Below are 13,432 nucleotides of genomic sequence, written 5' to 3' on the forward strand. Positions count from 1 at the left end.
TTTGAGTTAAAATGTCGCATTAATTAATTTACCAACTTATTCAAAATCAATAGAGACTTTTATGGATCCACGTCAAAGCATTATCGAAGCAGCGTTTGAAGACCGCGCTAACATCAACCCAGGCAATGCATCTGCTGAAATCAAATCTACTGTAGCTTCTGTGCTTGCAGATTTAGATAGCGGCAAACTACGTGTAGCTAGCCGTGTAGCTGATACGCAACAATGGGAAACACACCAATGGTTGAAAAAAGCCGTATTGCTTTCATTCCGTCTAAAAGACAATGAGTTAATGGACGATGGCGTAACCAAATATTTTGACAAAGTGCCACCTAAATTTGCAGATTACACTGAAGAAGACTTTAAAGCTGGTGGGTTCCGCGTAGTACCTAACGCGATTGTACGCCGTGGTTCTTTCATTGGTAAAAATGCAGTATTGATGCCTTCATACGTGAACATTGGCGCTTACGTTGGCGAAGGCACAATGGTAGACACATGGGCGACTGTAGGTTCATGCGCTCAAATCGGTAAAAACGTGCACTTGTCAGGTGGCGTTGGTATTGGTGGCGTATTAGAGCCTGTACAAGCAGGCCCAACCATCATTGGCGACAACTGCTTTATCGGCGCTCGCTCTGAAGTGGTTGAAGGCGTAATTGTTGAAGACAACTGTGTGATTTCAATGGGTGTATATATTGGCCAATCAACCAAAATCTACGACCGCGAAACAGGCGAAGTGTTCTACGGCCGCGTACCAGCTGGTTCAGTAGTAGTTTCAGGTAACTTGCCATCAAAAGACGGCAGCTACAGTCTTTACTGTGCAGTGATTGTGAAAAAAGTAGATGCTAAAACACTAGGCAAAGTTGGCATTAACGAATTACTTCGTGGTATTTAAGCTTTTAAGAGAGCCCAAAATACAATGCTCACGCTTTATGGCATTCCCAATTGCAACACCGTAAAAAAAGCCCGCACTTGGCTGGATGAAAACGGTGTTGCCTATACGTTTCATGATTTCAAAAAGTCAGGCATTGATGAAATAACAATTCAACAATGGCTGACCCAATACCCTTGGGACAAACTTATCAACCGCGCTGGTCTTACTTGGCGCGGGCTTGATGAAGCGACCAAATCAAGTATTACTGATAACACGGCCGCCACGGCACTCATGCAAGCTAAAACCTCAGTGATCAAACGCCCAATTTTAGTCAACGATAATAAAATCGTAGGCTTAGGCTTTGATGAAACTTTATACAGAGAAACCTTCCTACCATGAGCACTACTTTAGAGTTAGCAATCGACCTCCTGCAACGTCAATCTAACACGCCGCTAGATGCTGGCTGCCAAGAGTTGATGATTTCACGTTTAGAACCATTAGGTTTCAAAATCGAGCGCATGCGCTTTAGTGACGTTGATAACTTTTATGCGCGCCGCGGCACAACAGCGCCATTGCTAGTATTTGCAGGCCATACCGATGTGGTGCCTACCGGCCCATTAGATAAATGGCATACAGCGCCGTTTGAGCCAACCATTAAAGACGGTATGCTATACGCACGCGGTGCAGCTGACATGAAAACCTCGTTAGCTGCGTTTATCACTAGCATTGAAGCTTTTGTGGCAGAAAACCCAAACCATCAAGGCTCTATCGGCCTGCTAATTACTTCAGATGAAGAAGGTATCGCGGTTAACGGCACGGTAAAAGTAATTGAAGCGCTGAAAGCGCGCGGTGAGTTGATTGATTACTGTATCGTTGGCGAGCCAACCAGCAACAAAAAAGTCGGTGACATGATTAAAAATGGTCGCCGCGGCTCACTGTCTGGCAATTTGTTGGTCAAAGGCATACAAGGCCACATTGCTTACCCACACTTGGTCAAGAACCCGATTCACCTAGTAGCACCTGCCATTAAAGATATGGTGGAAACAGTATGGGACAACGGTAACGAGTACTTTCCGCCCACCTCTTGGCAAATATCGAACATGAACGGCGGCACCGGCGCTACTAACGTGGTGCCAGGCGAAGTAGAGATCTTATTCAACTTCAGATTCTGCCCAGAACTTAATGGCGCGGGTAGTACAGAGCAAAACCTAAGAAGCCGCGTGCATGCCATTTTAGACAAGCACGCATTAGAGTACAGCTTAGAGTGGGAATACTCCCCGCCTTATATCACGCCACGCGGCAATCTTGTAGAGGCGATTTCTAGCGCAATTGAACAAGCCTACGGCATTACCCCTGAACTATCCACCACCGGCGGCACCTCGGATGGACGTTTTATTGCAGACATCTGCAAGCAAGTGATTGAGTTCGGGCCACTCAATGCCACCATTCATAAACTAAACGAATGTGTAGGCGTGGCAGATATAGAGCCACTAAAACAAACTTATCAATTAACCATGGAAAAGCTTTTGAAATAGCACATAAACGTGGGCGGTTCAATTAAAGACTGCCTGCTTAGACGCTCAATACAATTGCTGACAAAATAATGACCTACAATCAAGAAACCACCGAACTGCTGACGATCCGTGACTGGCTCAGATTTGCCGTAAGCCAATTTGAAGTCTCCGACATTTTTTACGGTCACGGCACAGATAACAGCTACGATGAAGCGGTGTGGCTCGTCATGGGAGCATTACACTTGCCTCTAGATACACTTGATAACTTTCTTGATGCAAAGCTCACCAACAGCGAGCGCAGCAAACTCGCCAGTTTTGTAGAACAACGCATTACCAAACATACGCCTACCGCTTACCTGTTGAAAGAAGCTTGGCTGCAAGGCTTTAAGTTTTACGTAGATGAACGTGTTTTGATTCCACGCTCATTTATCGCTGAGCTATTGGTTAACGATGGCCTAGCGCCTTGGATCGAATTCCCGGAGCTTATCAACAATGCGGCAGACATTTGCACCGGTAGCGGATGCTTAGGCGTGCTATTAGCCGAGGCGTTCCCAGATGCAGCAGTAGATGTGATTGATATTTCGCAAGATGCGATTGATGTATGCAACATCAACATCAACAGCTACGGCTTACAAGACCGCATCACCGCCATTAAATCTGACATGTTTAGCCAACTTAAAGGCAAACAATACGATTTAATCATTAGCAACCCTCCATACGTGGATGCACCATCCATGGCTGCGTTGCCGGCAGAATACCGCAACGAGCCACAGCTTGCATTAGGCAGCGGCGTTGCAGGCCTAGACCATACACATACTATTTTGCGTGAAGCGGCAAACTACCTGACTGAAGACGGCGTACTTGTCGTTGAAATCGGCCACAACCGTGATGCGGTGCTTGATGCTTACCCAGACTTACCATTTACATGGCTAGAGGTATCGTCAGGAGACGCTTTTGTATTCTTACTCACTCGCGATCAGTTAGTAGCGCTGTAACAATTACGCTACATACTGACACACGTCTACCAAACATCAGGCGGCAAGCAAAGAAAGATTACTTGCCGCCTGATTGACACACGCTCAGCCTCCACCGCGCATAATCTGCCCAAACAAGGCTTTTTTGTATCGGCAAAGCCATTATTGTTACAAGCACGAAGACAAACAAAGACATCCGCAATTAAAGGCTAGATTCAGAATAAATACAGCCAGTCGCACATTGCGATTATAATTCGGCAGTATCCGTACTCTCCGTAACATAAAAAATGTGGCGTGATGCAAATATCAGTCGCCATCACGACTCAGTAAAACTAACTATATATACACAATTACCAGCAAGGTTAACCCATTTTGAACGACACCCCAACAATCAGCTGGCAAGAAGCTAGCAAAACCAAAACCAGCGTATGGCACTCTGAAAATGCAACGCCTGCACCAAAAAAAGTACAGGTTGCAGACGATACCATCAAGGCCGATGCTGCTTACAAGCTATGCTGTGAAGGCACAGCACTGTTATGGCGCGGTGATTTTCAAAATGCAAAACAGCTGATGCAAGCAATCTCGCGCAGAATCGATCGCCCAGGTAAAAAGCCTAAAAAAGCACCAGCTAATATGACCGAAGCATTTCACCTGCATCGCCAAGCGCAATCACAAAAAGCCCGAATTTTGGGTATGTTGTTACTTGAAGTCAGTGTTGGTTATCATATCAATCTACGTCGCGCGCCAGACATTAAAGCGGCTTGCGAACATGCTTACGGTAAAAGCACTCAGTCTTTTGTAGTGTCTTTACGTGAGATTCTAGGTTTAATCGGCGCCTATGAGTGGAGCAAAAATGGCGTGGAAATTAATGTCATCAACAATAAAATCCACCCGAGCTACGGCGTGTTTTCACCGATTCGCGGTGAATACCTAACGCTAGTGGATACAGCGCCATTACCTACCCCATGCACCACAGCGTTTGATATTGGTACTGGCACCGGCGTACTGGCCGCGATACTGGCAAACCGTGGCGTAAAAACTGTAGTCGCAACCGATAACGCACAGCGCGCCTTAGACTGCGCACAAAAAAATATCAATCAGCTCGAAATGAAAAATACGGTAACGATACTCGACGCTAATTTATTTCCAGATGGCAGCTATGGCAAAGCCGATCTCATCGTGTGTAACCCACCATGGTTACCAGCAAGACCAAGCTCAGTGCTGGAGTCTGCAATCTATGATGAGAACAGCCAGATGCTAAAAGGCTTTTTAAATGGCCTTAAAGCGCATTTAAATGATGCTGGCGAGGGCTGGCTGATACTTTCAGACTTTGCTGAGCACTTAGGCTTAAGAACGCGCGATGAACTGCTAGCATGGATAAGCGCAGCAGATTTAAAAGTGATTGATAAGATGGACACCAAGGCATCACACAACAAAACACTAGATGCCAGCGACCCATTACATGCCGCAAGAAAAGCAGAAGTGACCTCATTGTGGCGCTTAGGTAAAGCTTAAGACGATAACGTCAGATAGTAAAGCGTCGCAGACGTACAGTTATACTAATAAAAATGGCTAAAGAATCAATCTTTAGCCATTTTTTATGCTTACAATCAAACCAGACAATCAAATTTTATTAAAGCGTTGTCTCTAGGTTCAATGGTTCAAAATCGAACTAACCGCGTCCACGATTCCTATCACTCTTCTTCTGCATCTGCGGCGCACTTAAATCGCTGGCCTGACGCACACGGCGATTAGCAGCCGGTTTTCTTGTTGCAGGTTTTTTAGCAACTGAGCCACGTGTTGAATCTGGTTTACCACGATAGCCTTTAGCTTCACCTTCAGCGGCATCACGCGGCGGCCTATCCAAGGCACTCACACGTTGTTTACGTACTTTTGGTGTAAATACCGCGGTTGATTTTAATTTTTCACGTTGTGTTAATTGACGTAGCGGTGCTTTTGGTACTGGCAAATCTGCCCACTCCAATAAACCCACAACCTCTTTTTGTTCTAATTTAAGCATTTTTCCGCGTTTAACACGTGGAGGCAAGTTTACTGGGCCAAAACGCACACGCATTAATCGGCTGACTGGTAATTGGAACGCTTCAAACAGTCTACGTACCTCACGGTTACGGCCTTCACGCAAAATCACTTGATACCAGTGGTTTGCGCCTTCGCCGCCTTGCGGGATGATGCTATCAAAGTTAGCTGGGCCATCTTCCAACTCGATACCTTCTTTAAGCTGTGCGATTTGGCCTTCTGTCAATTCACCAAAAATACGTACTGCATATTCACGCTCCACTTCATAACGCGGATGCATAAAGCGGTTAGCCAACTCACCGGAAGTGGTAAATATTAGCAGGCCGCTGGTATTCATATCTAAACGGCCAATTGCAATCCATTTACCATTCTTCACTTTTGGTAACTTATCAAACACGCTAGCACGGCCCTCAGGATCATCCTGACTAACGATTTCACCTTCTGGTTTATGGTAAATCAACACCTGCGGCAACTCTGCCTCAAACGGCAAACGTAATGGGCGGCTATCCAAGCGTACTACATCGTGCTCAGTCACACCGGCACCTACAGTCGCTATTTGGCCATTAACAGTCACACGTCCGCTGGCAATCAGCTCTTCCATGTCGCGGCGCGAACCTAAACCCGCCAATGCCAAAAGCTTGTGCAAGCGCTGCGTTGGCGCGGCTGGCGCATTTGGATCAACTGCAAGCGGTGTGAAATTGGTGGTTGGTCTGCGTACGGGACGTTGCGGATCGCGTTGTTGCTTAAAAGGACGTGCCATGATAATTCGCTAATTTGATTGAATGTTGCAATTTTACCGCAGATAAAGTAAATCGCAGTAGATAAAATAGATTTATCACCAGTTATGACGATGATGGTCACACTTAAAATTGCGTGATGGCAATTTTGTGATTGATATCCCGTTACTGGGCTTTGCCAACTTTTTTGTTAATGGCATTTAAATCGCAAAAGCATTAAAGATGCCGGGCAAGTTTATTTAGGTGCCATGGTTATACTTCAGGTGGCACAAATGCTTCCATCGGTGGCAGCTCATCCAAAGTACGCAAGTTAAAGTCATTCAAAAAGTGCTTAGTGGTTGCATACAAAGAGGGGCGCCCCGGTACCTCACGCTGACCAACCACATCAACCCAGTCACGCTCCTGTAACTGACGCATCACATTAGGGTTCACCGCCACGCCACGAATCTCTTCAATATCACCGCGCGTCACGGGTTGGCGATAGGCAATAATGGCGAGGGTTTCCATCACCGCACGTGAGTATTTCGGCTGCTTTTCTGGGTACAGGCGCATCAAATATGCTGTATATTTTTCCCGTGCCTGAAAGCGATAGCCAGAAGCCACCTGCACTAACTCCATGGTGCGCTCTGCCCAGTCCTGCTTTAATTCATCGAGCAGCATACGCAGCGTTGCACGCTCCATGCGCTCAGTAAATAAGCGCAACATATCATCTAAAGACAATGGCTGATGTGAGGTGAGTAAGGCAGCCTCCAACACATTTTTCAATTCACGAATATTACTGGCTTCACTCATCGCTGTTTATTTGTACATATATCAGTGAAAAAGGCTGCTGTTGCGTAATGCGTAATAAGCCTTCGCGCGCAAGTTCCAGTATCGCCAGAAAACACACCACTAATTTTGGAATACCATCATGGGCGATATCAAACAGTTCGGTAAACTCCAGCATGCGTGCAGACTGTAAGCGCCGTAGAATCAAGCTCATATGCTCACGCACCGAAAGCTCTGCGCGCCCTACTTTATGATGCTGAAAATGGCTAGCCCGCTTCAGCACATTACGCCATGCCTCAGCCAGGTCATCTAAACTGACCTCAGCTGGTTTCACTAAATTAATCTGCTCAAAATAGGCACTGGCAACGCTAATACCATCACCAACTTTGGGCATTTCATCTAACCGCTGTGCCGCAAGCTTAATAGCCTCATACTCCATCAGGCGCCTCACCAACTCTGCACGCGGATCATCCTCTTCTGCGATTTCTGTTGGTTTAGGCAATAGCATGCGTGATTTAATTTCAATCAGCATCGCGGACATCAGTAAATAGTCACCCGCCAGTTCCAGCTTGATGGCACGCATTTTTTCCACATACTCCACGTACTGGCGGGTTAAGTCCGCCATAGGAATATCTAGAATATCTAAATTATGTTTACGGATTAAATACAGCAATAAATCCAGCGGGCCCTCAAAAGCCTCTAGGTAAACCTCCAATGCATCGGGCGGAATATACAAATCCTTGGGCAGGGTTGTAAACTCTTCACCCTTAATCTTTGCATTGCGCTGGGTCTCTATCACAATATGGCGCTAGCTATAATTCAACCCCATCGCATCACGCACATCACGCATGGTTTCGCGTGCGAGCTTTCTTGCGCGTTCACAACCATCGGCAACGATGTTTTTCACTAAGGTTGGGTCTTCTGCATACTCTGCGGCACGTTCTTGAATCGGTTTTAACTCTTTAAGCACACCCTCAATTACCGGGCTCTTGCACTCAATACAGCCAATACTCGCGCCTCTACAGCCAGATTGAACCCAATCTTGGGTAGATTTATCTGAGTAAATTTCATGCAACTGCCATACTGGGCACTTTGCCGGATCACCTGGATCCGTGCGGCGAATACGCGCTGGGTCTGTCGGCATGGTTTTGATTTTTTTAGCAACGCTATCAACATCTTCACGTAATGAAATCGTGTTGTTGTACGATTTAGACATTTTTTGTCCATCTAAACCTGGCATTTTTGAAGCTGGGGTCAACTTGTAGTCTGGCTCGATCAAAATCATTTTGCCACCGCCCTCAAGGTAACCCAGCAAGCGCTCTTTATCGCCCATGCTCATACCTTGCTGCTCTTGAATCATGGCGCGCGCTGTTTCTAACGCCTCTTCGTCACCGCTTTGTTGGTAGGCGGTACGCATTTCCTGATACAGTGAACCGCGCTTGCTACCTAATTTCTTAATCGCAGCTTCAGCTTTTTCTTCAAAACCTTTTTCTTTGCCATAAATATGGTTAAAACGGCGTGCAATCTCACGAGTAAATTCAATATGCGGAATTTGGTCTTCACCCACAGGCACTTGTGTTGCCTTGTAGATTAAGATATCGGCACTTTGCAGCAGCGGATAACCTAAAAAGCCATAGGTTGATAAATCTTTGCTTGATAACTTTTCTTGCTGATCTTTATAGGTAGGTACGCGTTCTAGCCAGCTCAATGGCGTAATCATTGATAATAATGTATGCAACTCAGCATGCTCAGGCACGCGCGATTGAATAAAAATGGTTGCACTTGCTGGATCCACGCCTGCGGCTAACCAGTCAATCACCATCTCCCACACGCTTTCTTCAATCACTTCCGGCGTATCGTAGTGCGTAGTTAACGCATGCCAATCTGCAACAAAAAACAAACATTCATGCTCATGCTGCAAGCGTATCCAGTTTTTCAACACACCGTTATAGTGCCCCAAATGCAGATTGCCTGTAGGGCGCATGCCCGATAAAACGCGTTCTATTGCCATGTGATGAAAAACCCTAAATTAAATATGTGCTTATTATACTAACTATGCCTGTAAAACCAATCACCCAGTGCCTACAAAAGATTACTCAGTAATCCGCCTACTATGTTAATTAATGGCTGCAAGATACTACCCAGCACACCAGTAAATAAAAGCACAATTAAAATCACGAAACCATATGGCTCTATTTTGGCAAAAGACCGCGCCAAACGGTACGGGAGCAAGCTCACGGCAATACGTCCACCATCCAATGGCGGCAATGGTAATAAATTAAGCACCATCAGAACCAGATTAATTTTGATACCTGCTTCTGCCATTAACGATACAGGGTAAGCAATCGTATCGGGGGCGAACGCTGCGTATTTCAACGCCAGCACCCAGAACACAGCCATAACAAAGTTAGAAGCCGGCCCGGCCGCAGCCACCCACAGCATGTCTTTTTTAGGGTTACGCAAACGCCCAAAGTCTACAGGGACAGGTTTAGCCCAGCCGAATAAAATGCCGCCCAGCATGATAGTTAATGCTGGCAGCAGAACCGTACCAAAAGGATCAATATGCTTTAATGGATTAAGTGTGATGCGACCTGCATTAAAAGCAGTCATATCTCCAAAATACTTTGCCACATAGCCGTGTGCCGCTTCATGCACCGTGATGGCGAAAATCACGGGCAACGCATAAATCGCTATTTTTTGTATGATTGTTAGTTCCATAAATCGCTCTGTTTAGATATATCTTTTGGGTATGTAATGTGGGCGCACATTGGCCCAGTCAATCAAAGTCTCATTTGCCCAATTGAACTTACCACGGTTAAAAAGAAAACGGGCTTAAGTCACCCAAGCCCTCACGCACTAGCACAGGTATCTCGCTGGTTAAATCAATCACGGTGGTCGCTCCAGCCTCGCAGTGCTCTACTTCAATCACTAAATCCACCACATGCTCCAAGCGCTCACGAATTTCCCACGGTGCCATCATAGACAGATCTTCTTCATGCGGTAGACTCAAAGTCATGCTAAGTAACGGTGTATCAATTGCTTCTAACAAAGCCTGTACCACAGGGTGCTGCGGCACGCGGATGCCAATGGTACTGCGTTTGGGATGCTGTAATTTACGCGGCACTTCACGCGTTGCGTTTAAAATAAACGTATAGGCACCAGGTGTATTGGCTTTCAGTAAACGAAACTGGCTATTACTCACCACCGCATAGTTTCCAAGCTCACTCAAGTTACGGCACATCAAACTAAATAAATGCTTATCATCTACGCCACGTATCTGACGAATACGTGTTTGTGCATCTGCGTGTCCCAGCATACAACCCAAGGCATAGCCTGAATCTGTAGGGTAAACAATCACACCGCCTTTACGTAAAATATCTGCGGTTTGTGCAATTAGACGTGGCTGAGGGTTACTTAAATTAATATTAAAGAATTGTGACATGTATCCCTAATTTTCTATTGGTGACGGCTCGGATGGCAACTTTACATGAGGCCAATCTTGCCACACGGGAACACAACTGCTAGGCAACGCGGGCAGTCGCCCCATTTCCATAAAGCTAATACCCTTACCGTGATAATCAGAACCTTGTGATGCTCTTAACCCAAATAATTGCGCATATTTTGCATATTCAACATACTGCGCGCCGGTATGGCTACCGGTCACCACTTCAATCGCAGTACCGCCTAGTGCTCTAAACTCCTCCAGCAGCAATAACATATTGGTGCGGCGTATATCATAACGTCCAGGATGCGCCAACACCGCCTCGCCACCACTATTTACAATCAAGCTCACTGCCGATTCCAAATCCATCCATTGGTGGTCAACAAAACCAGGTTTACCTTTGACTAGATACTTTTTAAATACCGATTTTGTATCTTTGGCATACTGATGCTCCACCAAAAAGCGTGCAAAATGCATACGTGTCAGTATGCTTTGCCCCGCACGGGCAGAGGTCCACTCAAAACTGCCATGAATGCCAGACTTTTCTAGGCCAGCCGCCATCTGCTTGGCGCGCTCCAAGCGGCCTTGGCGTACCGCAGCCAATCCAGTCTTGAGTGCCTCATTTTCTACATCGACATTTAAGCCAACGATATGCAAGGTGCGCTTTTTCCATGTCACTGAAATTTCCACACCATTAATTAATTGAATACCATGTAAGCCAGCCGCCTGCCGCGCCTCAGACAAACCGCTAATATCATCATGGTCGGTCAATGCGAGCACAGTCACCCCATGCTGCGCAGCGTGCGCAACGAGCTCAGTTGGAGTAAGTAAACCATCAGAAATATTGGAGTGTGAATGTAAATCTATCATTAAACCATTGGTCATCAATAGCTTGCGCCAGTTCAACCCCTAAGAAAACACCTGATTGAAACTAAGCATCTAATTCAATCAACTAAAATTACGCCTTGCAGGCGAGTAACTATAATAGCAAAATAGCACATTGCACCAAAGTATTGTTTGGCACTTGTGTGTCCTAAGTTTTTATTTACAAAGAGTGAATATGAAGTTTCTGTTTGATTTGTTCCCTGTTATTTTATTTTTTATTGCCTTTAAATTTTTTGGCATTTTCACCGCAACTGCCGTGGCTATCGTCGCCACCATCGCGCAGATTGTCTATGTCAAAATCAAACATGGCGTAGTTGAAAAAATGCTCTTACTCAGCGGCGTCATCATCACCGTATTTGGCGGCGCCACTTTATTGCTTAAAGACCCCACATTTATTCAATGGAAGCCTAGCATTTTGTACTGGCTGTTTGCTGCTGGTTTGCTTACTTCCCAGCTCTTTTTTAAGAAAAACCCGATGCGCAGCCTAATGGAAAAGCAGGTTAAATTGCCTGATAACGTTTGGTCTAGCCTTAATGTTGCCTGGGCTTTGCTATTCACCGCACTAGGCTTTATCAACCTTTATGTAGCGTTTAACTACTCACAAGATACATGGGTAAACTTCAAGCTGTTCGGCATTACCGGCATTATGTTTGGCTTTATTATTTTGCAAACCATTATGATCAGCAAGTACTTACCTAAAGAAGACGACAAAGGGGATGCACAATAATGTGGTACGCAATCATGGCCGAAGATACGCCTAACAGCTTAGAAAAACGCTTGGCAGCGCGGCCCGAGCACCTAAGCCGCCTGCAAGACTTGCAAAATGCAGGCCGCCTCCTGCTTGCGGGCCCGTTCCCAAGCATAGACAGTGAAGACCCCGGCCCAGCAGGGTTCTCAGGCAGTTTAATTGTGGCCGAATTTACAAGCCTAGAAGAAGCTACCACTTGGGCAAACCAAGACCCATTTGTCACCGCAGGTGTTTATCATCAAGTGACAGTGAAACCTTTTAGAAAAACACTACCCTAAGTAGCACTTACTGAGCATTAATAATCTAAAAATGATTGACCAAATCAAAACACGTTTACAGGCGTTAGACCCGATTGCACTGGATTTAATAGACGAAAGCACGCTACATGCAGGCCACCAAGGTAATGGCGGTGGCGGGCATTACAAGCTCAATATCACTAGCTCGCATTTTTGTGGTAAATCACAGATAATGCGTCATCGCCTTGTGTATCAGGCGCTGGCAGATTTAATACCACATAAGATTCACGCACTCAGTATTCATGCAATTGCAACAGATGAAGTTTAAACTACGTCAAAATTTACTACCTAAATTTAATACTTAAGGATGTTTTACTAATGAAATTAACACAAACATTAATTGCCGTTGCTATTTTATCGATGACGCCATCAGCATTTGCCGCTGATGCACTAGCAACAGTGAATGGCAAGCCAGTTAAACAATCACTTTATGATGTCATTGTTAAAGACGTGACTGCAAACGGCCAAAAGATTGATGCCAACACCAAAGCAGCAATTATTGATGAGCTTGTCAGCTCTGAGTTGGTATACCAAGAAGCGCAGAAATTAGGCCTGGATAAACAACCTGACTTCCAAGCACGTGAAGAGCTTGGTAGCCGCAAACTATTGACCAGCGTATTTTTACAAGACTACGTGAAAAAACATCCAGTTTCAGATGCAGATACAAAAGCGGCTTACGAGAAGTACAAAACTGCATACGGCGACAAAGAGTACAGCGCGCGCCATATTTTAGTTAAAACTGAAGCAGAAGCTAAAGACATCATTGCCCAACTAGGCAAAGGTGGTGATTTTGCAAAACTTGCCAAAGAAAAGTCATTAGATCCCGGCTCTAAAGACAAAGGCGGCGATTTAGGCTGGTTCTCACCAGCAACCATGGTAAAACCATTTAGCGATGTAGTGGCTAACTTACAAAAAGGCGCAACATCAAACAGCCCAGTGCAAACGCAATTTGGCTGGCATGTGATTAAACTCGTAGATACACGCCCAGCACAGCCTCTTCCTTACGAAAAACTAAAAGATGGCTTACAAAAGAACCTGCAACAACGCAACCTAGAAAAACTAATGAGCGACTTACGCGCTAAAGCAAAAATCGACATTAGCAAGTAATGATATAACCGTGAAAAAGGCTCCAGTGATGGGGCCTTTTTCATCTGTGCCACATC

Annotated in this window: 16 protein-coding genes; 9 read left to right on the forward strand and 7 right to left on the reverse strand. The window is 45.5% G+C overall.

All coding sequences use genetic code 11. From position 1 onward, the window contains the following. Positions 1 to 61 precede the first annotated feature (61 nt). The 5 genes from dapD (at position 62) to ACSSU7_RS05940 (ending at position 4,871) form a co-directional block, all read left to right on the forward strand. Positions 62 to 889 carry a 2,3,4,5-tetrahydropyridine-2,6-dicarboxylate N-succinyltransferase gene (gene dapD / locus ACSSU7_RS05920; RefSeq protein ID WP_036299941.1) on the forward strand — a complete coding sequence of 276 codons (828 nt, stop codon included), beginning with the start codon at positions 62 to 64 and terminating at the stop codon, positions 887 to 889. 24 nt (positions 890 to 913) lie between these two features. Continuing rightward, the gene (locus ACSSU7_RS05925; protein ID WP_492515667.1) at positions 914 to 1,267 is read left to right on the forward strand and encodes an ArsC family reductase; all 354 of its coding nucleotides are present in this window, start codon (positions 914 to 916) and stop codon (positions 1,265 to 1,267) included. After that, complete coding sequence (gene dapE / locus ACSSU7_RS05930) at positions 1,264 to 2,403, forward strand: succinyl-diaminopimelate desuccinylase (RefSeq protein ID WP_492515668.1); 1,140 nt, start codon at positions 1,264 to 1,266, stop codon at positions 2,401 to 2,403. The genes ACSSU7_RS05925 and dapE overlap by 4 nt, the downstream gene beginning before the upstream one ends. Positions 2,404 to 2,471: 68 nt before the next feature. Continuing rightward, positions 2,472 to 3,377, forward strand: a complete 906-nt coding sequence (gene prmB, locus ACSSU7_RS05935) for a 50S ribosomal protein L3 N(5)-glutamine methyltransferase (protein WP_492515669.1) — start codon at positions 2,472 to 2,474, stop codon at positions 3,375 to 3,377. Between the two features lie 351 nt (positions 3,378 to 3,728). Next, positions 3,729 to 4,871: a methyltransferase gene (locus tag ACSSU7_RS05940; protein ID WP_492515670.1), complete on the forward strand. Its 1,143-nt coding sequence runs from the start codon at positions 3,729 to 3,731 to the stop codon at positions 4,869 to 4,871. A 157-nt stretch (positions 4,872 to 5,028) separates the two neighbouring features. Here the strand turns inward: ACSSU7_RS05940 and ACSSU7_RS05945 are convergent, their stop codons facing one another. The 7 genes from ACSSU7_RS05945 to ACSSU7_RS05975 form a co-directional block, all read right to left on the reverse strand. Beyond that, positions 5,029 to 6,153, reverse strand: coding sequence for a pseudouridine synthase (locus ACSSU7_RS05945; RefSeq protein WP_492515671.1), 1,125 nt, complete (start codon positions 6,151 to 6,153; stop codon positions 5,029 to 5,031). 229 nt (positions 6,154 to 6,382) lie between these two features. Continuing rightward, entirely contained in the window at positions 6,383 to 6,922 is a 540-nt protein-coding gene (gene scpB / locus ACSSU7_RS05950; protein ID WP_492515672.1) for an SMC-Scp complex subunit ScpB, read from the reverse strand. Then, on the reverse strand, positions 6,915 to 7,700 hold the full coding sequence (locus ACSSU7_RS05955) for a segregation and condensation protein A (RefSeq protein ID WP_492517766.1): 786 nt from the start codon (positions 7,698 to 7,700) through the stop codon (positions 6,915 to 6,917). The genes scpB and ACSSU7_RS05955 overlap by 8 nt, the downstream gene beginning before the upstream one ends. Positions 7,701 to 7,706: 6 nt before the next feature. Next, positions 7,707 to 8,909, reverse strand: a complete 1,203-nt coding sequence (locus tag ACSSU7_RS05960; protein WP_492515673.1) for a tryptophan--tRNA ligase — start codon at positions 8,907 to 8,909, stop codon at positions 7,707 to 7,709. Positions 8,910 to 8,980: 71 nt separating this feature from the next. Beyond that, a complete protein-coding gene (locus tag ACSSU7_RS05965) occupies positions 8,981 to 9,616 on the reverse strand; it encodes a site-2 protease family protein (RefSeq protein WP_492515674.1) in 636 nt (211 codons plus the stop codon). A 97-nt stretch (positions 9,617 to 9,713) separates the two neighbouring features. Beyond that, the gene (locus ACSSU7_RS05970) at positions 9,714 to 10,340 is read right to left on the reverse strand and encodes an L-threonylcarbamoyladenylate synthase (protein WP_492515675.1); all 627 of its coding nucleotides are present in this window, start codon (positions 10,338 to 10,340) and stop codon (positions 9,714 to 9,716) included. Between the two features lie 6 nt (positions 10,341 to 10,346). After that, positions 10,347 to 11,225, reverse strand: coding sequence for a 3',5'-nucleoside bisphosphate phosphatase (locus tag ACSSU7_RS05975; protein ID WP_492515676.1), 879 nt, complete (start codon positions 11,223 to 11,225; stop codon positions 10,347 to 10,349). A gap of 175 nt (positions 11,226 to 11,400) precedes the next feature. Between ACSSU7_RS05975 and ACSSU7_RS05980 the strand changes: the two genes are divergently transcribed. Genes ACSSU7_RS05980 through ACSSU7_RS05995 form a run of 4 tightly spaced genes read left to right on the forward strand, consistent with a single transcriptional unit; the run spans position 11,401 to position 13,376 of the window. Then, positions 11,401 to 11,952, forward strand: coding sequence for a septation protein A (locus tag ACSSU7_RS05980; RefSeq protein WP_492515677.1), 552 nt, complete (start codon positions 11,401 to 11,403; stop codon positions 11,950 to 11,952). Continuing rightward, the gene (locus ACSSU7_RS05985) at positions 11,952 to 12,251 is read left to right on the forward strand and encodes a YciI family protein (protein ID WP_492515678.1); all 300 of its coding nucleotides are present in this window, start codon (positions 11,952 to 11,954) and stop codon (positions 12,249 to 12,251) included. Before ACSSU7_RS05980 ends, ACSSU7_RS05985 begins: the two co-directional genes overlap by 1 nt. A gap of 31 nt (positions 12,252 to 12,282) precedes the next feature. Then, positions 12,283 to 12,537, forward strand: a complete 255-nt coding sequence (locus ACSSU7_RS05990) for a BolA family protein (protein ID WP_492515679.1) — start codon at positions 12,283 to 12,285, stop codon at positions 12,535 to 12,537. 50 nt (positions 12,538 to 12,587) lie between these two features. Next, on the forward strand, positions 12,588 to 13,376 hold the full coding sequence (locus tag ACSSU7_RS05995) for a peptidylprolyl isomerase (RefSeq protein WP_492515680.1): 789 nt from the start codon (positions 12,588 to 12,590) through the stop codon (positions 13,374 to 13,376). The last annotated feature ends 56 nt before the right edge of the window (positions 13,377 to 13,432 follow it).

This window comes from Methylotenera sp. E1MeOHC1 (assembly GCF_058745595.1).

Excerpts from the sequence above, each read along its gene's own strand:
- ACSSU7_RS05945 (WP_492515671.1), bottom strand. The coding sequence starts at position 6,153 with ATGGCACGTCCTTTTAAGCAACAACGCGATCCGCAACGTCCCGTACGC.
- ACSSU7_RS05990 (WP_492515679.1), top strand. The coding sequence starts at position 12,283 with ATGATTGACCAAATCAAAACACGTTTACAGGCGTTAGACCCGATTGCA.
- ACSSU7_RS05960 (WP_492515673.1), bottom strand. The coding sequence starts at position 8,909 with ATGGCAATAGAACGCGTTTTATCGGGCATGCGCCCTACAGGCAATCTG.
- ACSSU7_RS05970 (WP_492515675.1), bottom strand. The coding sequence starts at position 10,340 with ATGTCACAATTCTTTAATATTAATTTAAGTAACCCTCAGCCACGTCTA.
- ACSSU7_RS05985 (WP_492515678.1), top strand. The coding sequence starts at position 11,952 with ATGTGGTACGCAATCATGGCCGAAGATACGCCTAACAGCTTAGAAAAA.
- ACSSU7_RS05980 (WP_492515677.1), top strand. The coding sequence starts at position 11,401 with ATGAAGTTTCTGTTTGATTTGTTCCCTGTTATTTTATTTTTTATTGCC.
- prmB (WP_492515669.1), top strand. The coding sequence starts at position 2,472 with ATGACCTACAATCAAGAAACCACCGAACTGCTGACGATCCGTGACTGG.
- ACSSU7_RS05965 (WP_492515674.1), bottom strand. The coding sequence starts at position 9,616 with ATGGAACTAACAATCATACAAAAAATAGCGATTTATGCGTTGCCCGTG.
- dapD (WP_036299941.1), top strand. The coding sequence starts at position 62 with ATGGATCCACGTCAAAGCATTATCGAAGCAGCGTTTGAAGACCGCGCT.
- ACSSU7_RS05925 (WP_492515667.1), top strand. The coding sequence starts at position 914 with ATGCTCACGCTTTATGGCATTCCCAATTGCAACACCGTAAAAAAAGCC.
- ACSSU7_RS05995 (WP_492515680.1), top strand. The coding sequence starts at position 12,588 with ATGAAATTAACACAAACATTAATTGCCGTTGCTATTTTATCGATGACG.
- ACSSU7_RS05975 (WP_492515676.1), bottom strand. The coding sequence starts at position 11,225 with ATGACCAATGGTTTAATGATAGATTTACATTCACACTCCAATATTTCT.
- dapE (WP_492515668.1), top strand. The coding sequence starts at position 1,264 with ATGAGCACTACTTTAGAGTTAGCAATCGACCTCCTGCAACGTCAATCT.
- scpB (WP_492515672.1), bottom strand. The coding sequence starts at position 6,922 with ATGAGTGAAGCCAGTAATATTCGTGAATTGAAAAATGTGTTGGAGGCT.